This is a genomic window from Spirosoma lacussanchae, assembly GCF_005870035.1.
Classification (GTDB): Bacteria; Bacteroidota; Bacteroidia; order Cytophagales; family Spirosomataceae; genus Spirosoma; species Spirosoma lacussanchae.
Genome location: NZ_SWJG01000001.1, coordinates 483639 through 502091 on the forward strand (window position 1 = coordinate 483639; position 18453 = coordinate 502091).

The window sequence follows — 18453 nt, forward strand, 5'->3', positions numbered from 1 at the left end:
GAATGCTCAGGGCTTCATCATAGGCGGCTTCGGCCTCGGCAAAGCGTTGGTTGTCACTGTAGAGAACAGCCAGATTGTTGAGCGTGGTGGCCACATCGGGCAGGTAGGCCGCTGGGCTCTGCTGAGCCAGTTGCCGACGAATGCTCAGGGCTTCATCATAGGCGGCTTCGGCCTCGGTAAAGCGTTGGTTGTCACTGTAGAGAATAGCCAGATTGTTGAGTGTCATCGCCACATCGGGCAGGTAGGCCGCTGGGCTCTGCTGAGCCAGTTGCCGACGAATGCTCAGGGCTTCATCATAGGCGGCTTCGGCCTCGGCAAAGCGTTGGTTGTCACTGTAGAGAACAGCCAGATTGTTGAGCGTGGTGGCCACATCGGGCAGGTAGGCCGCTGGGCTCTGCTGAGCCAGTTGCCGATACAGGCTCAGGGCTTCATCATAGGCGGCTTCGGCCTCGGCAAAGCGTTGGTTGTCACTGTAGAGAACAGCCAGATTGTTGAGCGTGGTGGCCACATTGGGCAGGTAGGCCGCTGGGCTCTGCTGAGCCAGTTGCCGATACAGGCTCAGGGCTTCATCATAGGCGGCTTCGGCCTCGGCAAAGCGTTGGTTGGCCCTGTAGAGAATAGCCAGATTGTTGAGCGTGGTGGCCACATTGGGCAGGTAGGCCGCTGGGCTCTGCTGAGCCAGTTGCCGACGAATGCTCAGGGCTTCATCATAGGCGGCTTCGGCCTCGGCAAAGCGTTGGTTGGCCCTGTAGAGAACAGCCAGATTGTTGAGCGTGGTGGCTCTTTGAGACTCATCGCTGGACAGACGTAAAGCTCTCTCGTACCAGGCAACTGCATCCAGATGCTGATTGTGGGCTTGAAGAAAATAGGCCAGCGCAAAGCAGGTGTCGTAGGTTTCATCAGCACTGACAGCGTCTTCATATAGCCGCCAAGCTTCCGCCAGCCAGCCGGGTTCTTTGGTCAGCACCGTGGTACTAGCTTTCAGGATGAAGTCCTGTGCCAGTTGGGCCGATTGCTGGCGCAGCGCATCGCGTTGTTGTAGCAAATCGGCTAAGTCCCGGCGCAGCTCGTCGGCATTGAGGGCAGCGTGGGCTTCGGCAAAGCGGCCTTGCTCAACTAATTTACGTGCTTCATCGGCACGGTGGGAAGTAGAATTCTGGATGGCTTTTTGTACGGTGGCCACCTCATCGAGGAAATGGCTTAAGGCCTGCTGGGCTTGTTGCTGCTCCCTGTCTTTGCTCAAAACCGTCTGGTTGGCCTGATCGCGGGTGGTACGCTGCTGCGTGAGCACCATCTCCAGCGAGCTTGCCAAGGCTGGGTTCTGGGTTAAGGCGGCTTCGAGCGCGCTCAAGCTGGCTTCAGCTTGGGTAAGTGCCATTTCTGCGTCGGCAAAGGCCTGGCGGCTTTCGCGTACGGCCTGCGTCAGTTGCAAGAACTGCTCTGACATGAGTAGTCCGGCCGATACGGGCTGGCTAAGTATCCGGTTAAATTGGCGTCCCAGAGCCGCCACATCTTCTTTGGTAGCCATGTCGGCCCGTACGTAGCCAACCTGCTCCAGGAGTTTGTCCTGCCGCTGCTCAATGCGGTCAAGCTGGCTACGGTTCTGACGGATGGCGGAGATCCAGAGTTCGCCGTAGAAGTCAATCTGTTGCAGGGTCTGTGTTCCTGTGGTCAGTGCCTGGTCCAGCAGTTGTTTCAGATCGATCTGGCTGGCCTGCTGTGTGTCGCGGAGGTTGTTCAACGTAGCCTGCAAGGTCTCGAAGAAAAGCAGGTCCATTGCTTTTTTGGCTTTTTCCTGCTGGTCGCCACTGCCTTTCAGCTCTTCGCGGAAATAGAACTGCGTCCGTTCGGCAAAACGGGTGGGAAAGTAGTCAATGAAAGCTGGCGTAAAATAAAATTCCTCGTCCTGAGTGTCGAAGTCGATCTTCAGTTTTGCCTGCAACTGCTGTTGGCTGGCAGCGCGGTTATACACATAGTCCAGCACCTCTTGCTTAGCCAGTTCCTCCTGAGTAGCCTCTACATACTCTTGTTGACTGCGATTGCGCAGCGTCTGAAAAAACAACCGTAGCGAACTGTCTTCTTTGGGGCTTATGCCATCGCGGCTTAGGTAGTCCGTCTCAATGTCGTCCAGCGCCTTTTGGATAGCCACTACCAGCGACCGTTGAATGTGGTGATTAACCGCTGGCTCACGGCTTCCTGACAGCCAGCGTTTGGTTATGAAGGGCATACACAGCTCTACCCCAAACTGACCCGCCCAGCCCCCCGTTATGCTCACCAGGGCAGTCATAAGCGGGCTGGCAGCATCGTGTCCGGTGGCGGCAAATCCAAAAGCGGCCAAACCGGCCACCGCCTTGAATAAATTCTGTTTGACCTCAGCAGTCATGATAAGATGGTATGGATGGTAGAAAAGTGTATAGCAAATTATCCATATTGGAGTGATTTTGCAATCTGTATCAGTGCAAAATGCCAATCACCATAGAAGAGCTTCAATATAAAAACCACTGATCCGTAAGTCGATAATAAATGTGTTTGAATTCTGAAATAGTCTAACGGGTTGCTACGCGTTTGTCGAAATGATGGCATGTAAACTATAATACCGACTGACTAGCAACCAGATAGCTTTTTTCTGGAAATAATGGACCCGCTGCCCGCAATTGACAATTCACTGCGGCCCGGCAGCAGGTAAATGACCAATAATAAAAGTTGTATATTACTAGCGGCTATAGTATGTCTAAAATCCTTTAACCCTGGTTTTTGTGATGCAGGCTGTTTCTGCTCCTTCCGCACTTGCCGATGCTCGTTTCCCGGATGTCGTCTGGCCGGTCTGGCGCCGGCTGCTGTTTCGGTTCACGGTTATTTATGTCGGTCTCTACATGTCGCCCCTGAAATGGGCCGGTGACGTGCCGCTGCTCAACCTGGGTGGCAACTACTACTCGATGGGCGAGAGCTGGCTGGTAACCCTGGCTAACCGGCACCTTTTTCACGTCAAGGAGCAACTGGTGCCGTTCAACGGCAGTGGCGATACCTCGTACGGCTACGCCCAGCTCTGTCTTTTTACCCTCCTGGCCCTGATCGGGACCGCGGTCTGGAGCGCCCTCGACCGTCGGCGGGCCTATGACCGGCTGTCGTACTGGTTTCTGGTGGCGCTTCGCTACTACGTGGCGCTGGTGGCGCTGCTCTACGGAACCATCAAACTTTTTGGCCAGCAGATGATTTTTCCGTCGCTGAGCCAGCTCGCTACGCCCCTCGGCGATCTGCTGCCGATGCGTTTTTCCTGGCTGTTTATCGGGTATTCGGAGCCGTATCAGTTTTTTTCGGGCGCGGTCGAGGTGCTGGCCGGGGTGCTGCTGCTCTGGCGTCGTACGGCTACGCTGGGCGCGTTTGTGGCCACCAGCGTTTTTCTGAACGTCATGATGATGAACCTTTGCTACGACATTCCGGTCAAGCTGTTCTCCATCCATCTCTTCGTTTTCAGCAACCTGCTGCTGCTCGGCGACGCCCGCCGACTGCTTGATTTTTTTGTCTTCAACCGGCCCACGCAACCCAAACGAACGTATGCGTTTACGACCCGCCGGGCGCGTATTGGCTGGCTGGTGCTCAAAGCCAGCTTTGTGCTGTTTTTTGGCCTGCTGCCGCTCTACCGGGCTTACCAGTACAGCCAGCCCGAGCCGGTTGCCGGTAAAAAACCGCCTAAGCCCAAACTGAAAGCCGGTTTCTACGAAGTGGCCGACTTCCGGGTGCCCGTATCGTTTCCCGACTCGCTGCGGTGGCAGAACGTGGTGTTCGAGGAACAAACAACGGGCAGTATCCAGACGGCCGATACGCTGTTCCGGCAGCGCTACCGCCGGGGCTATTTCAGCTACGACCTCGACTCTACCCAACAAACCATTGCCTTCAGGAAATTTGCCGATGACAGCCTGGCGCTGTTCACCCTGCACATCGACCGGCCCGATACCAACCGGCTGCTGCTGCGCGGCCTGTTCCGGGGCGACTCGCTGACGGTGGCCCTCCGACGCACCAACCGCCATTTCCAGCTCGCCGAACGCCAGTTCCACTGGCTCTCCGAAGCCAACCGGTAACAACTACTCGCTCCAGACCAATCTACATCGGGTCAGTCAGGCCAGAGGGCGGTTTTTTTAATCCGTGGGGCGTGAATCCGGTTGCGCCGGTTGGTCGCTAAGTTTAGTTGGAAAACGTTGGTTGCGGGGCTACTTTTGAGTAGGTTATGGCATAGTTTTCTTATTTATGGCTCGTTTACCCGTTCTACTTTCGTCCGTTCTGATCAGTGCGCTGGCGTTTACCTGTGTCCGCGACTATCCGGCTACGGTTCCCTATACGCCACCGCCACCCACGACTACTCCCGGCCTGCCTCCGCAGACCACACCTTCGCCCCAGAAGCGGCTCTTTCTGGGTAACGACAAGCTCCGCGTCGGTATCGACCTTAACGCCGGGGGGGCCATCACCTACCTGGCCGAAGCCGGTAGTAGCGAAAATATGGTCAATAACGTGGACCTGGGGCGGCAAATTCAGACGTCGATCTACAGCGGGCCCTTTCCGTATTCGATCAACGGCAAGCAGCCCGTCGAGAAATGGAAATACCTCGGCTGGAACCCGGTACAAACCGGCGACGTGTTCAATAATCCCGCCCGCATTGTCAGCTACCAGCAGGACCAGAACCGGATTTACGTGAAGTCGGTGCCGCTGATCTGGCCCCTGCTCAACGAGCCGGCCGACTGCTCCATGGAACACTGGTACGAGATTCAGAACAATACCGTTCGGGTTCGCTGCCGCATTACCGTCAACCGTGCTGACACCACCCAATACCAGGCCCGGACCCAGGAAACGCCCTGCGTCTACCTGAACGGCCCCTGGTACCGAATTGTCACCTACGAAGGCGAGCAGCCCTTCACCAACGCGCCCACCGTTGAGTATACCGACCGCGATATCATTACCCGTTACGCCACTGAAAACTGGATTGCCCTGCTGAACGACAAAGGCCGGGGCGTGGGCTTATACCGGGCCAACGAGTTCCGGTACCGGTCGGCCGGATTCGGTACGCCAAAAGTAGGGGGGGAGTTCGACGAGCACAGCGGCTATCTCAACAGCGATAGTTTTCTGCTGATCGACCATAACGGCCAGTATGAATACGAGTACACGCTGGTGGTGGGTGGCCTGACCGATATCCGGCAGTATGCCGTAAGCCAGCCGCGCCCGGCTACCCGGCCCAACTATCAGTTCACCACCGACCGGCAGGGCTGGTACTACTACAACGCCCGGGACCGGGGCTGGCCTATTCAGAACGAGCTGGCAATCCTGTTCCAGCGCGAAGACCTGACCAAGAATAACCTCGGTATCAAAAGTCCGCTGGTCTTCTGGCGGGCGGCCGAAATTCCAAAACTGTACATTCAGGCCGCTTTCCAGACAAAAGCCACCTCGGTCCGGCTGGCCTGGCGCCGACCCGGCGAGGTTGACATCTACGACATTCCGACGCGCTCGGTCGATATTCCGATCATCGGCGATGGGCAGTTCCGTACCTACGAAGTCAACATGCAGGGCTTGCCCGGCTGGGACGGGGTGATCACGCAGATTCAGTTTATGTACCCGGCCAACCAGATTCAGTTCGAGAAAGGATCGGTGTTCCGGCTCCGCAGCGTGAGCGCCACCCGAACAAACGGCTAACCAACGGGCCATGAAAAAGGGGGCCTGCCAATTGGCGGGTCCCCTTTTTCGGCACTAAACGTTTCCGTTACGCCAGGAACGGGGTGACAATAGCCAGTACCTGCTCTTTGGTCAGCGGCTCGTCGAAGGCTTCGGTTACGCGCTCCATGCTCAGACCCGTCAGGCCGACCAGGTTTACGCCACCCTGTGACACGACGTCGTCGCCAGCGTATACAGCCGCCGGGAAGCCGTTCGAGTTCACGATCCAGCCTTTGTTCCCGTTCAGGTAACGTACTTTGGCTGCGTGAAGGGCTTCTACCGAGTGAATCTGCAGGGCTACCGTCAGAATATCGGGAGCCGGAATCAGCCGACCAGCCTGTCCTTTATAAGCCCGAACACCGGTGTCTTCAAACGCCTGAGCAACGGCCAGGAATGTCTGATAGCTGGTGAATACAGTTGGGAAAGCGCCTTTGGCAGTAAAATCAAAGTTTGGTTTGGCAACGGCCGCACCACCCAGCGCGCTCTTCAGCAGGGCTACGTGAGCGTTCTCGTGCTTGGCAATCTGCATGAAGGTCGTCATGGCCTCACCTGTCAGGAAGCCAGACCGGCCCGTACCGATGTTGTAGAACTCTGCTTCGAGGTACTCGAGGGTCAGCGCGAAATTCAGCACTTCAACCACGGCGCTGTTCTGCGCATAGGCTTTGTTCAGGATCGAACCGAAAGCGACCGGGGCAACGCCCATTACCGCCTTCTTCATCAGATTCTGAAAAACGTGACGACGCGATACGTGGTCAAGCCGCTCGTACACTTCGGCATCAACCTTTTCAATTTCGTTCAGTATGTTTTGTAGGTTCATGGTCGTAGCTTAATTATTGCGGCTGGGTGCGTCCGTTGATGGTTTCCTGAATGAAAGGTCTGACCAGAGCCAGTACTTCTTCCGGTTTGCGTGCTTCGCCAAGACCCGAAGCAGGACCTGGGTTTACGATATCGTCGCCAGCGAACGAAGTCGTCATAGGATTGAGCAGTTCGCTGATGATCGACGTATGGCGGGCTTCAACCGAAACGATTTTGCCGGCCAGGGTCAGGTAATCAGCACTTTTCAGCAGACGGCCAGCGCCGTTGTAAGCCGACACACCTACCGCTTCGAACGTACGTGCTACGCCCAGTACGGCGGCCCGGCTACCGAAGTTGATGCTGCTGAAGTTGGGGGTAAGGCCCGGAATCGCTTTGGCACCCAATGCGGCTTTGAACAGCTCGCGGTGAATGATCTCATGATCACGAATTTCGGTCAGTACGCTGCGCTCGTAGCCGTTCATGCCGGCATAAGGCGTCATGATTACCTGCATGTAGAAAGCGGCTTCCAGCTGCTCCAGCGCATAGGCATAGTTGAGAACACCGATATCGTCATAGCCGATGTCACCAAGGTCAATGACATCACCAGCGCGGGCGGCACCGCGGGCCGATGGATCAACCAGTTCATTCTGGCAGGCACTCAGGGCTACGCCAGCAGCCGCTGTTGCTCCAATGTAGCGCATGAAGAGACGACGCCCAAGTGCGGCCGACTCCCTGCCCGTCAACATCTGACGTACGTCAGTCTGGTCGTTGGGTAGTTTTTCCATTGAGTTGTATAAACGTTTAGTGAAATCGTCTCCCGTTCGTCGAGAGAACTGGAATAGATACGGAGAAGGTGACCCGGCAGTTTTGTACTTTTAAAAAAAAAAGTTGTATCCGACTGAGCGGGCTAAAAAACACCGTTTAGTCAACAAATCTCTTTTTCCTTCTTCTGGTCGACAAACTGGTACACGGCATGGCAGTTTGAGGTTACTTGGGAGTAACTGCCGAAACAATCGGCGGCTCCTACGGTTCTACTAGCTGATTCACATTCTATCAAACAAGTCAGCGATTATGATTAAGAACGAAGAAATCGTAGAAGACCTGAACGACCTGGTCAAAATCAATAACGACCGGATTCAGGGGTACGAAAAAGCCATTGAAGACAACAAGGATGCTCAACTGGACGATCTGTTCCGGCACTATGTTGTACAGAGCCAGAACTTCCGCAGCCAGCTGGCTGATCATATCGTGCGCATCGACGGCACGGCCGTTACCGACGCTACTTCGACCGACGTATCGAGCAAAGTGCACCGCGCCTGGATCGATATCAAGGCAGCCCTGACCGGCAAAGACCGCGATACGGTGCTGAGCTCGGTTGAGTTCGGTGAGAACGCTGCCCTGGAGGCTTACAAGGATGCTATCGAGAAAGACCACCTGCCCGCCTACATCAAGGAAGATTTGATGAAGCAGATGAGCCAGCTCGAAGATGCCTACGAAAAAGTGAAGGCACTCCGTGGGGATAAATAATCAGTGACAGGGGCCTGCCAGCCGTTATTCACGGTGAGTAGGTTACAAAGAGAAGGGGTACAGGAATCGCATCAGCGACTCTCTGTACCCCTTCTTCTTGTTTACTTCTCGCTTACGGCAGCGGCATGTCCTGAAAATCTTCTTCGGTCAGCTTGATCGTGGCGCCCTGTACGTTTTCGTCCAGGTGTTTGACCGATGAAGTACCGGCGATGGGCAGCATCACGGGCGAGGCCGCCAGCAGCCAGGCCAGAGCTACCTGATATTCGGTTGCCTGATGCCGTTCGGCCACTCGGTGAATGGCCTGCTCGGCTTCCAGGTTACCGGCGCTCAGCGGATACCAGGGAATAAAGGCAATGTTCTGCGCTTCGCAGTATTTGAGCACGTCGTTCCATTTCTGCTGACCGAAATTGTACATGTTCTGTACCGACACGACCTCGAAATAGTCCTGCGCCTGCTCAATCTGCTCCACGTCTACCTCCGAGAGGCCGATGTGTTTGATCTTACCAGCCTGCTGCGCTTCCTGCAGAAAACCCAGATACTCTTCGGCGGGTACTTTATCATCGAAGCGGTGCAGCTGATACAGGTCGATCTGTTCTACCTTCAGCCGTTTAAGGCTTCCGTTCAGCGCTTCTTCGAGGTGTTTACGGCTCCCGTCGACCGGCCACTGGTTAGGACCGGTGCGTAACAGACCGCCTTTGGTGGCAATAACCAGGCCGTCGGCATAGGGATGGAGGGCTTCGGCAATCAGCTCTTCGGATACATAAGGCCCGTACGAATCGGCGGTATCGATGAAGTTGATACCCAGGTCGAGACAGCGCTTCAGCACCCGAATGGCCTCGTCATGATCGCGGGGTGGCCCCCAGATACCGTCGCCGGTGATGCGCATGGCGCCGTACCCCATCCGGTTTACGGTCAGGTCGCCCCCCAGGGTAATCGTACCCGCCTGGGTAGCGGGTTTGTCGGTTGTCGATTGCATACAACAGTTCGTGTTTTAGGTTTAGTAATACGACAAACCGCAAACCCAAACTGTTTAAAATTACCGCTTCTCTATGCCGTCAAATCAGGTTGCATCGAAGAATCGCTCTTGCAAGTTGCGCGAACTATGCTGAATCGTAATGATGTCGATTTTTTCATCGTCGACCAGTTTGTAAACGATGCGGTAATCATTATGAATCAGCTCGCGCAGGGTAGGCAAATCGAATTCGGGTACTTTACGTCCCAATTGCGGAAAAGTTCTGAGTCGGTCGATCTTAGCGATGATAGTATCGATCAGATGATCGGCATAAGCCGGTGAGTAAGCAGAACGATACTCGTTTATTGCATCGAGGTCATCAATGGCCGGTTCGTGAAAGATATGCTAATCATCCACGCAACCGTTTCCTGACTTCATCTAAAGGTACCGTTTCTCCCCGCTCTGATTGCAGTAGGCCTTCCTGAACACTCTGGATAAATAACAAACGTTCAATCAGGGCTTCAACTGGGAATTCGTCAGGCAGTTTGTCGAGGGATTCCTGTACGGCCGTCTTTGTCATGATCGTATTCTTTTTACCAAAGATAAAAAATTACCGCTTCTCTATGCCGTCCAGCACCCGCCGGATTACGTTGGCGCGCTTCATGAACTCCAGCGAGGTCGTTACGTCCTGGCTGTCGACAATCTGTTTGAACTGTTGCAGAAAGTCGATATAGGCCCCCAGCGCGTCAGAAACATTGGCCCGGTTCTGGTCGAAGATCGGTGCCCACATCTGCGGAGAGCTTTTGGCCAGCCGCACCGTACTGCTGAAACCCGTGCTGGCCATATCGAAGATGGTTTGCTCATCTTTCTCTTTTTCCAGTACCGTCAGGCCGAGTGCAAAGGCGCTGATGTGGCTTAGGTGCGAGACGTAGGCCAGGTGCAGGTCATGCTCCTGCGGAGTCATGAAAAAGAGCTTCATGCCGATGTCGCGGAAAAGACTTTCGACCAGGGCCAGGCTGTCCGGATCGCTTTTGTCCCGGTCGCAGATGATCAGGTTTTTGCCGGGCAGCAACTCGCGGAAAGCCGCGCCGGGGCCGGAGTTTTCGGTACCCGCCATGGGGTGAGCCGCTACGAACTGCGCCCGGTTGGGGTGCGCATCGACGAGGTCGCAGATGAGTCCTTTGGTAGAGCCCAGATCAACGACGGTAGCACCCGCCGGCAGCTGATCGAGTACGGTAGGCAGCAGGTCGAGAATGACGTTGACGGGCGTGGCCAGCACAACGAGGGTACTCTGCGCAACGGCTTCGGGCAGCGGCAGCAGCTCATCGACGATGCCTTTGGCGAGGGCCAGCTGTCCGTTCACCGCCGACGCATCGACGCCAATGAACCGCATTCGGGGGTATTTGTCGCGCAGGGCCAGGGCGAATGAACCGCCCAGAAGGCCGATGCCTACGATGCTGATTGTCATGCCTGTATGCGTTGGGTAGCTTGCTGGATTCGTTCTTTGGGTACGCAGAGCGAGATGCGGATATACCGCTCGCCTTTGGGGCCGAAGATGAAGCCTGGCGCAATGAATACATGTTTCTGATACAGCAGCTCGTTCACGAGGTCCTCGGCCGAGGCTACGGAGTCAGGCAGTCGGGCCCAGATAAACAACCCTTCCTGATCGGGGCTGTAGGTGCAGCCGAGGGTGTCGAGCAGTTCATGAACCGCATCCAGGCGGCCTTGATAGACGGCGTTTCGCTCGCGGTGCCAGTCGTCGGAGTTGCCGAGGGCTTCCGTAGCCGCATCCATCAGGGGTTTGAACTGGCCCGAGTCAACGTTACTTTTTATGGTCAGAACCGCATCGATATACGGTTTGGCCCCGGCCAGCCAGCCAATGCGCCAGCCCGCCATGTTGTGCGACTTGCTGAGTGAATTCAGCTCAACCGCCACCTCGCGGGCACCGTCGACCGACAGCAGGCTGATGGGCGGTTTTTTGTTCAGAATCAGGCTGTAGGGGTTGTCATGGCAGAGCAGTACCCGGTGGTCATGGGCGAACCGAACGGCCTGCTCGAATAGCTCGCGGGTGGCGGGCGCGCCGGTGGGCATGTGTGGGTAGTTCAGCCAGATGATTTTGGTGTTGGGCGTAGCCGCTACCAGATCGGCCATGGTGCTCCAGTCGGGTTGCCAGCCATGGTACTCCCGGAGCGGGTATTCCAGCACGTTGGCCCCGAGCATACGGCTCACGGCGCGGTAGGCAGGGTAGCCCAGCTCGGGTACCAGCACCCCGTCGCCCTCATTCAAAAACGTCAGCGACAGGTGGGTAATGCCTTCTTTCGACCCGATCAGGGGCAGCAGTTCCGTATCGGCATTCAGCGTAACGCCGTAGGTATGCTGATAGAAGCGGGCAATAGCCTGCCGGAGTCCGGGGGTACCTTTATAGGGTTGATAGCCATGTGCCGACGGTTGCCGGGCCGAAGCCATCAGCGCGTCGATAGTAGAGTCGGAGGGCATCAGATCGGGGTTGCCGATGCCAATATTGATGACGTCGTGACCAGCCGCCAGGAGGGTACGTACTTCGGCGAGTTTAACCGAAAAGTAGTACTCCTGCGTTTGGTCGGCACGGTGAGCTACGGGAATGATCATTGGTACGAATGCGTCGGAGTCGGCAGATTAATCGTGGTTTGGGCCGGTCGATGAAAAAACGAACCGCAAAGATAAGGCCGAAGCGGGTCGGGTTGGACAGCTAATCCGATGAATCACGATTGCAGACAGTATTTTAGCAGGGGAGCCACATGCAGCGCCTGTAGCATCTCGCCGGTTTCGATAATGTCGAGGACGCGCTCCCGCGACACCAGGTGTACGGTAATTTCTTCGGTAATCTCCAGCTCCTGCGCCTGTACGGGCTCGACACCCGTTGCCAGAAAACAGTAACAGCGGTTGGTATGGGTACCGGGGTTGGCCGACAGGGTGAGCAGCGGCTCCCAGTGTCCACCGCCAAATCCGGTTTCTTCGAGGAGTTCGCGCTGGGCCGTGGCCAGGGCCGACTCGCCCGGATCGACTACGCCGGCGCAAAGCTCGTAGCGAACATCGGCCGATCCGTGCCGGTACTGGCGAATCAGCACCAGCTGGCCTGCGGTCGTAACGGCCACTACGTTGATCCAGTCGGGGTACTCGAGCAGAAAATAGTCGGGGATATACCCCCCGCTGGCCATCCGGACGGCGTCTTTCCGAACGGTAAACCAGGGTAGCTGATGGATGTATTCGGAGGATTCGACCTGCCAGGGCTGCGGGTCGTTGTCGGGCGTTGTCATGCCGCAAAGGTAGCCACGACTAGCGGACTAATTCGTCGGCGAAGCGCAGATACTGCGCCCAGTCGTAGTCGGTTACGTCGTGTTTGCCACTTCGGTTGTGGTAGCGTACCGTCTGGCCTACGGGTTCGTTCAGGCCCGGAAAGCTGACCGGCCCCAACCCGGTTTTGCCGTACAGCCGGTAAACGTCCTCGGCTTCGACACCACCCAGAAACTCGCCCCGCGGGTCGGACCACTGATCGCCGTCGGCACTGGCAATATAGAGCGGGCGCGGGGCTATCAGCGCCAGCAGCTCGTGCTGATCGACGGGCAGTTCGGCTACCCGCTTGCTGTAGGTGGTGTAGCGCGGACAGAACCAGTGCGGGAAATGGGTGCTGATGCGCTCCAGGGTTTCGCCGTACCAGCGCCGGGCCAGGGCCGCCCCGCCCTCGCCCGACTCGTTAGAGATGACGGCCGCAAACCGGGTATCCTGTGCACCGGCCCATAAAGCAGCTTTGCCAATCCGCGAATGGCCCATCACCAGGACGCGTTTGCTGTCAATGGCGGGGTCGGTTTGCAGGTAATCCATGATCCGGCTCAATCCCCAGGCCCAGGCTCCGATAGCGCCCCAGTTGCTGGCGTTGGTGGTGTCGCCCAGTACGGAGCGGATGCCCGTATGCCAGCCCTGCGGGTAGTCAGGTTCGATGTCGCCATAGTAGGCCGTGGCCAGGGCGTAGCCCCGCTTCAGCACGGTTTCTATGGGCCAGCGGGTGGCCTGGAGGCCACGGGCTTTTTCGGTAGCGCGGTTATTGACCGACACCTCGCCAATCACATTGCTGACCCAGCGGGTCGAGAGCGGAATATCGGCTTCGGTCGTGACGCAGTGGTTACCGCAGAAGTTCAGGCCCAGGAAAACAGGCGCGGGCTTTTTAGCGCTTTTGGGTACGTACAGCAGCACATCGATGGGGGGTAGCTGCGGGTAGTCGGCAAAGAAAATAGAGATCTGTTTCCGCGTGGCCAGCCCGTTCAGGGCAGAGGGGTCTACGTTGTTGACCTGAAACCGAAGTTTTATGGCCCTGGACGGGGTTTGCCCGTACACGTTGTCGGCAAAGAGTTGCAGCAGTTCGATCCGGCGTTTTTGCCAGTCGGCTGGGTTGGTTATGCGTTTGCCTGTCTTCGAAACCAGCGGGTCGGGCAGGGTATACGTACCTACCCTGGCTTCGTCATAATTGGCGGGCGGCTCGGGAGCCTGGCCCAGGGCGGGCTGTAGGAGGGTGATTAACAGCGCTAAACCAGGAATAAGGCGGGTCATCAGGATAGGGAATGGGTTCTGTCGGGAAAGCAGCGAACCGCCTTTTTCATACTGATTTTAGCCAATTCATATTAACCGGCTTGTCTGTTTCGTTGTCTAAACGATTTTTACCTTCGCGTGCTGATTGTTCGAGATACCTGATGAGAAACGCTTTTTCTGTTTGTGCTGCTGCTCTTTGCCTGTTCGCTACGTCCTGCCACCGTCCCGTCGCTTATTTTCAGCGTACGCCCTACAGCCCGGCCCGGCTGGCGCAGGCGACTCCTGAACCCACTGCCGACATGCCGGAAGACACCCTGGCGCTGGTAGCTGACGCTATGGCTGAGCCGTCACAAACGGAACCTGTCCAGGCCGGACCCATCCAGGCTGGCCCTATCCAGGCCGGCCCGCTCCTGGCTAGTCGGCAAACGCAGGTCGGCAACTCGGCCCAGACGCGCCTGGACCACCGCATGCGTCGGGTCGAATCGATGCTGACCCGCCCCGCGTCGGTTGCTGATCAGCAGCAGGGGCCGGGCCCCAAACCGAAAAAGCAGATGCGGCTGGGCAACAAGATCCGGCAGGCGCTGGGTATGCCTTTGCGCGAAGAGCTGAACTGGTGGCAGCGCATCAGCTGGAAACTGAAAGCTTCGGTTATTGTCATTCTGGTGGCCATCCTGTTTGCCATCTTCCACGTAACGATCCTGGCCGTGATCTTTGGGCTGCTGGGGGCCTTCCTGCTCATCAGTGGTCTGCGCCGGTCGTTCAAGGTGCGTCGGCCGTGGTTCTGATCATTTCGGCCTGACCGGGCGGTCAGGCCGAAATGATGCGCTTATTTAATAAACCGGATCGAGAGCGGATACCGGTAGTATTCGCCGTTGTTGGCTTTGATGGCCGCAATCAGCGTGAAAATCAACCAGACGGTTCCAACCACCCAGAAGAGTACGAAACCAATCAGGATCAGGAAGAGCAGAAACGCCACGCCCGCGGCCAGAGCCATGGTGATGTTGAAGTTAACCGCTTCCTTGCCGTGGTAGTCGATAAACGCCGACTTCTCTTTCTGAACCTGCCAGACAATCAGCGGCCCAACCAGGCTGCCTACCAGGGTGAAAAAACCCGTCAGCGAACTCAGGTGCGTCAGCATGGCCCACATGCGCTCGTCGGACTGGCTCATGGGCGGTGGACCAACGGGCGGGCCACCCAGGGGGGGCGGGGGTGGTTGATTCTGCATAGAAACACGGTTTGGTGATTACTTAATCCAGCGCAATAACCCAGTCGTCCTGTTCAACTACGATCCCTTCGGTCAGCACGACCTTGGCTACTTTTCCCTCTTTAGGCGCAGCCACGATACTTTCCATCTTCATGGCTTCGATGACGAACAGCGGCTGGTTTTTCTTCACCGCATCGCCTTCTTTCACCAGAATACGCGTCAGCCGGCCCTGCAATGGAGCGCCTACGTCGCCGTCTTTGCTCACTTTGGCGTTCATCTGCTTCTCTACCTTCGACGCCCGGTCGCGGACCTGCACCTGGCGGGTCTGGCCGTTTAGCTCGAACGTGATCGTGCGCATCCCGAACGCGTCCGGTTCTGACTGAAACAGGAGCCGGACCAGAATATTTTTGCCTTCTTCGATCTGAATCAGAATCTCTTCGCCGGGTTTCAGACCGTAGAAGAAGGCAGGCGTCGGAATAACGCTGACGTCGCCATACTGCTCGTTGGCCTTGTAATATTCGTCATAGACCTTCGGGTACATCTGGTACGAGAGGTAGTCGACAAAGCCGTCGTTGTTCGGGTATTTCTCCTGAAAAGCCGCAAAATCCTTGTCGAAATCGATGGGCTTGAGGTGTTCGTTCGGGCGGCCTTTTATTGGCTCTTCGCCTTTCAGGACGGCCTGCTGCACATCTTCGGGGAAACCACCGACCGGCTGGCCCAGCTCGCCCTTGAAGAACCCTTTCACCGACTCCGGAAACGCCAGCGATTCGCCACGGGTCCGAACGTCGTCGGCGGTCAGGTTGTTGGCGGTCATGAAAATGGCCATGTCGCCGACTACCTTCGAGGACGGGGTTACTTTCACAATATCGCCGAAGAGCTGGTTGGCGACGACGTAGTTTTTCTTCAGCGTCTCGAACTTGTCGCCCAGTCCGGTTGCCATCGCCTGCGGTTTGAGGTTGGAGTACTGCCCGCCCGGAATCTCGTTTTCGTAGACCTCCGCACTGCCGGCTTTCATGCCGCTCTCGAACGGATAATAATACTCCCGCACATCTTCCCAGTAGTTGGAGTACGCGTTTAACGAAGACAGGTTGATGGGGCACTCGCGTTCGTGGCCCTGCATCATGGCAACTACCGAGTTGAAGTTGGGCTGCGACGTAAGTCCTGACAGGGCCCCCAGCGCACAGTCGACAATATCGACACCGGCGTCGATGGCTTTCAGGTACGAAGCGGCCTGGATACCCGGCGTGTCGTGGGTATGGAGGTGGATCGGGATGCTGACAGCCTGTTTGAGTTCGCGGACCAGCACCTCGGCGGCCAGCGGCTTTAGCAGTCCAGCCATGTCTTTGATGGCCAGCAGGTGAGCCCCCTCGTCTTCGAGCTGACGGGCCAGGTCGAGATAATACTGCAGGGTGTATTTTGGATGGGCGGGGCTGAGCATATCGCCCGTGTAGCAGATGGCGGCTTCGCAGAGCGCATCGGTTCGTTCGCGGACGGCCCGGATGCTGACCTTCATGGCGTCGATCCAGTTCAGCGAGTCGAAAATCCGGAACACGTCGATGCCGGTTTCCCACGACTGCACCACAAATCTCTCGATCAGGTTATCGGGGTAGGCCGAGTAGCCCACGGCGTTGGAGCCGCGGAAGAGCATCTGGAGCAGCATGTTCGGCATGGCTTCGCGCAGGGCTGCCAGCCGTTTCCAGGGGCTTTCGTACAGAAAACGCATCGCCACGTCGAAGGTGGCTCCGCCCCATACTTCCATCGAGAATAATTCCGGATGGGCTTTGGCAAAGCCTTCGGCCACCCGCTGCAGATCCTGCGTCCGGACCCGCGTCGCCAGCAGCGACTGATGACCGTCGCGGAAGGTGGTATCGGTATACAGGATCGGTTTCTGGTCATTGACCCACTGAACAAACGACTCGCGACCCAGCTCTTTCAGGCGGTTGCGGTTGCCGGCCGGGTAGGGCCCGTAGGTGTCGAAGGGCGGCACGACCGGCGTCCGGAAAACCTTGCTGTCGTCTTTTTTCTTTACCTCCGGATTCCCGTTTACGATCACATCGGCCAGGTAGTTGAGTACCCGTGTAGAGCGATCCTGCGGTTCGCGGAGCTGGAACAGTTCGGGGTGATTTTCGATGAACGACACCCGCGCTTCGCCCCGCTGAAAAATTGGGTGACTGATGACGTTCAGCAGGAAGCCGATGTTGGTTTTAACCCCCCGAATCCGGAACTCGACCAGCGCGCGGGTCAGACGCTGGGTAGCGCCCTTGAGCGTACGGCCCCGGGCCGACACCTTCACAATCATCGAGTCGAAATACGGCGATATTTTCATGCCCGCGTAGCTGCTGCCTTCATCGAGCCGGATACCGAAACCGGCTGCGTTCCGGTACGCGATGATGGTGCCGAAGTCGGGTTTGAACCCATTGGCGGGGTCTTCGGTCGTGATGCGGCACTGGATGGCAAAGCCGTTGAGGGGCACCTCGTCCTGGTGGTTAATGTAGATGCCGTTGTCGGAGAGCTGATACCCCATCGCAATCAGAATCTGCGTCCGAACGATATCGATACCGGTTACCTCTTCGGTAATGGTATGTTCTACCTGAATGCGGGGGTTGACTTCAATAAAATAGATATTCTCGTTTTTATCGACGAGAAACTCGACTGTTCCGGCGTTGGAGTAGTTCACGGCCCGGCCCAGCTGCAGGGCATAATCGTACAGTTTCTGCTTGGTTTCCTGCCGCAGCCCAAACGACGGCGCTACTTCGACTACCTTCTGGAACCGCCGTTGTACCGAGCAGTCACGTTCGTAGAGGTGAACGATATTGCCGTGCTGGTCGCCCAGGAGCTGTACTTCAATGTGTTTGGGATCTTCAATGAATTTTTCGAGGAAGATGGTATCGTCGCCAAACGCGTTGCGGGCTTCGTTCTTGGCTTCGGTGAAGGCTTTCTCGAAATCGTCGACGTTCCGGACAACGCGCATCCCGCGCCCTCCTCCGCCGGCAGCCGCTTTCACCATGACCGGAAACCCAATGCGCTGGGCTTCCTGCAGGGCAAACTCGGGCGACATATTTTCTTCGCGCGAGTCGGGAATGAGCGGTACGTTGGCGCTCATGGCCAGGTTTTTAGCCCGTACCTTATCGCCCAGGGCATCCATGGCTTCGGGCGACGGGCCAATGAAAATTATGCCTTCTTCACGACATCGGCGCGCCAGCTTCACGTTTTCGGACAGAAATCCGTAGCCGGGGTGAATGGCGTCGATCTGGTGACGTTTAGCCAGCAGGATGATTCCTTCCACATCGAGATACGGCTTCAGCGGATCTTCGTCGCGGCCAATCTGGTACGCTTCGTCGGCTTTGTAGCGGTGGAGTGAATACCGGTCTTCGTAGGTATAGACAGCTACGGTGGTGATGCCAAGTTCGGTAGCAGCCCGCATGATGCGGATGGCAATTTCGCCCCGGTTGGCGACGAGCAGGCGTTTAATCGGGCGGATGTAATCTTTCATGGTAGTCAGGCCAGCGTGGCTTCAGGTTGTACAGGTGTCGAAACGACAAGGCAAGATTATCGAAAATTTTGGGAAATGGAGAAGTTGCCATAGAAAGGAATTGTTTTTCATGGTAAATGACCCTCACAAGCGTCTGTATTCGTATAGGTTAGTTTACTTATTATTCGCTATTACCTACTGTCAGGATCTTCGACCACTGACAGTAGGTAAGCGACCAGATCA

General features: G+C 56.7%; 15 protein-coding genes. 4 read left to right on the top strand and 11 right to left on the bottom strand.

Annotated elements, in window-relative coordinates; genetic code table 11:
- Positions 1-2383, bottom strand: a 2383-nt coding sequence (locus FBR45_RS01940) for a tetratricopeptide repeat protein (RefSeq protein ID WP_212748612.1), incomplete at its 3' end; no start/stop codon positions are given.
- A gap of 376 nt (positions 2384-2759) precedes the next feature.
- Here FBR45_RS01940 and FBR45_RS01945 point away from each other — a divergent pair.
- On the top strand, positions 2760-4079 hold the full coding sequence (locus tag FBR45_RS01945; protein WP_171044815.1) for a hypothetical protein: 1320 nt from the start codon (positions 2760-2762) through the stop codon (positions 4077-4079).
- 166 nt (positions 4080-4245) lie between these two features.
- Positions 4246-5679 (top strand): hypothetical protein, encoded by a 1434-nt coding sequence (locus FBR45_RS01950; protein ID WP_138498847.1) that lies wholly within the window; start codon positions 4246-4248, stop codon positions 5677-5679.
- Positions 5680-5746: 67 nt separating this feature from the next.
- Here FBR45_RS01950 and FBR45_RS01955 read toward each other — a convergent pair whose 3' ends face one another.
- Together FBR45_RS01955 and FBR45_RS01960 are read right to left on the bottom strand one after the other, a co-directional pair.
- Positions 5747-6514 (bottom strand): ferritin-like domain-containing protein, encoded by a 768-nt coding sequence (locus tag FBR45_RS01955; RefSeq protein WP_138498849.1) that lies wholly within the window; start codon positions 6512-6514, stop codon positions 5747-5749.
- A gap of 13 nt (positions 6515-6527) precedes the next feature.
- Positions 6528-7277, bottom strand: a complete 750-nt coding sequence (locus tag FBR45_RS01960) for a ferritin-like domain-containing protein (RefSeq protein ID WP_246082077.1) — start codon at positions 7275-7277, stop codon at positions 6528-6530.
- A gap of 286 nt (positions 7278-7563) precedes the next feature.
- Here FBR45_RS01960 and FBR45_RS01965 point away from each other — a divergent pair, with 286 nt between their 5' ends.
- Entirely contained in the window at positions 7564-8019 is a 456-nt protein-coding gene (locus tag FBR45_RS01965) for a ferritin-like domain-containing protein (RefSeq protein WP_138498851.1), read from the top strand.
- 112 nt (positions 8020-8131) lie between these two features.
- Here the strand turns inward: FBR45_RS01965 and FBR45_RS01970 are convergent, their stop codons facing one another.
- The 6 genes from FBR45_RS01970 to FBR45_RS01995 all read right to left on the bottom strand — a co-directional run bounded on the left by FBR45_RS01970 (position 8132) and on the right by FBR45_RS01995 (position 13555).
- Positions 8132-8995 (bottom strand): aldo/keto reductase, encoded by an 864-nt coding sequence (locus FBR45_RS01970; protein ID WP_138498853.1) that lies wholly within the window; start codon positions 8993-8995, stop codon positions 8132-8134.
- Between the two features lie 84 nt (positions 8996-9079).
- Entirely contained in the window at positions 9080-9373 is a 294-nt protein-coding gene (locus FBR45_RS01975; RefSeq protein WP_138498855.1) for a type II toxin-antitoxin system RelE/ParE family toxin, read from the bottom strand.
- A gap of 208 nt (positions 9374-9581) precedes the next feature.
- Positions 9582-10439, bottom strand: a complete 858-nt coding sequence (locus FBR45_RS01980) for a prephenate dehydrogenase (RefSeq protein ID WP_138498857.1) — start codon at positions 10437-10439, stop codon at positions 9582-9584.
- A complete protein-coding gene (locus tag FBR45_RS01985) occupies positions 10436-11599 on the bottom strand; it encodes a pyridoxal phosphate-dependent aminotransferase (protein WP_138498858.1) in 1164 nt (387 codons plus the stop codon). Before FBR45_RS01985 ends, FBR45_RS01980 begins: the two co-directional genes overlap by 4 nt.
- A 113-nt stretch (positions 11600-11712) precedes the next feature.
- Entirely contained in the window at positions 11713-12267 is a 555-nt protein-coding gene (locus FBR45_RS01990; RefSeq protein WP_138498860.1) for an NUDIX hydrolase, read from the bottom strand.
- Between the two features lie 19 nt (positions 12268-12286).
- Positions 12287-13555, bottom strand: a complete 1269-nt coding sequence (locus FBR45_RS01995) for an alpha/beta hydrolase family protein (RefSeq protein WP_138498862.1) — start codon at positions 13553-13555, stop codon at positions 12287-12289.
- Positions 13556-13695: 140 nt separating this feature from the next.
- Between FBR45_RS01995 and FBR45_RS02000 the strand changes: the two genes are divergently transcribed.
- Complete coding sequence (locus FBR45_RS02000) at positions 13696-14319, top strand: hypothetical protein (RefSeq protein ID WP_138498864.1); 624 nt, start codon at positions 13696-13698, stop codon at positions 14317-14319.
- Between the two features lie 41 nt (positions 14320-14360).
- On the opposite strand, the gene FBR45_RS02005 is transcribed toward FBR45_RS02000, so the two are convergent.
- Both FBR45_RS02005 and FBR45_RS02010 read right to left on the bottom strand, forming a co-directional pair.
- Positions 14361-14759: a DUF4870 domain-containing protein gene (locus FBR45_RS02005; protein ID WP_246082078.1), complete on the bottom strand. Its 399-nt coding sequence runs from the start codon at positions 14757-14759 to the stop codon at positions 14361-14363.
- 22 nt (positions 14760-14781) lie between these two features.
- Positions 14782-18231, bottom strand: coding sequence for a pyruvate carboxylase (locus FBR45_RS02010; protein ID WP_138498866.1), 3450 nt, complete (start codon positions 18229-18231; stop codon positions 14782-14784).
- Positions 18232-18453: the final 222 nt, after the last annotated feature.

What these genes read in the sequence shown, in the direction of transcription:
- FBR45_RS01980 (WP_138498857.1), bottom strand. Translation starts at nt 10,439, where the DNA reads ATGACAATCAGCATCGTAGGCATCGGCCTTCTGGGCGGTTCATTCGCC.
- FBR45_RS01970 (WP_138498853.1), bottom strand. Translation starts at nt 8,995, where the DNA reads ATGCAATCGACAACCGACAAACCCGCTACCCAGGCGGGTACGATTACC.
- FBR45_RS01945 (WP_171044815.1), top strand. Translation starts at nt 2,760, where the DNA reads ATGCAGGCTGTTTCTGCTCCTTCCGCACTTGCCGATGCTCGTTTCCCG.
- FBR45_RS02005 (WP_246082078.1), bottom strand. Translation starts at nt 14,759, where the DNA reads ATGCAGAATCAACCACCCCCGCCCCCCCTGGGTGGCCCGCCCGTTGGT.
- FBR45_RS01950 (WP_138498847.1), top strand. Translation starts at nt 4,246, where the DNA reads ATGGCTCGTTTACCCGTTCTACTTTCGTCCGTTCTGATCAGTGCGCTG.
- FBR45_RS01960 (WP_246082077.1), bottom strand. Translation starts at nt 7,277, where the DNA reads ATGGAAAAACTACCCAACGACCAGACTGACGTACGTCAGATGTTGACG.
- FBR45_RS02010 (WP_138498866.1), bottom strand. Translation starts at nt 18,231, where the DNA reads ATGAAAGATTACATCCGCCCGATTAAACGCCTGCTCGTCGCCAACCGG.
- FBR45_RS01955 (WP_138498849.1), bottom strand. Translation starts at nt 6,514, where the DNA reads ATGAACCTACAAAACATACTGAACGAAATTGAAAAGGTTGATGCCGAA.
- FBR45_RS01965 (WP_138498851.1), top strand. Translation starts at nt 7,564, where the DNA reads ATGATTAAGAACGAAGAAATCGTAGAAGACCTGAACGACCTGGTCAAA.
- FBR45_RS01995 (WP_138498862.1), bottom strand. Translation starts at nt 13,555, where the DNA reads ATGACCCGCCTTATTCCTGGTTTAGCGCTGTTAATCACCCTCCTACAG.
- FBR45_RS01985 (WP_138498858.1), bottom strand. Translation starts at nt 11,599, where the DNA reads ATGATCATTCCCGTAGCTCACCGTGCCGACCAAACGCAGGAGTACTAC.
- FBR45_RS02000 (WP_138498864.1), top strand. Translation starts at nt 13,696, where the DNA reads ATGAGAAACGCTTTTTCTGTTTGTGCTGCTGCTCTTTGCCTGTTCGCT.
- FBR45_RS01990 (WP_138498860.1), bottom strand. Translation starts at nt 12,267, where the DNA reads ATGACAACGCCCGACAACGACCCGCAGCCCTGGCAGGTCGAATCCTCC.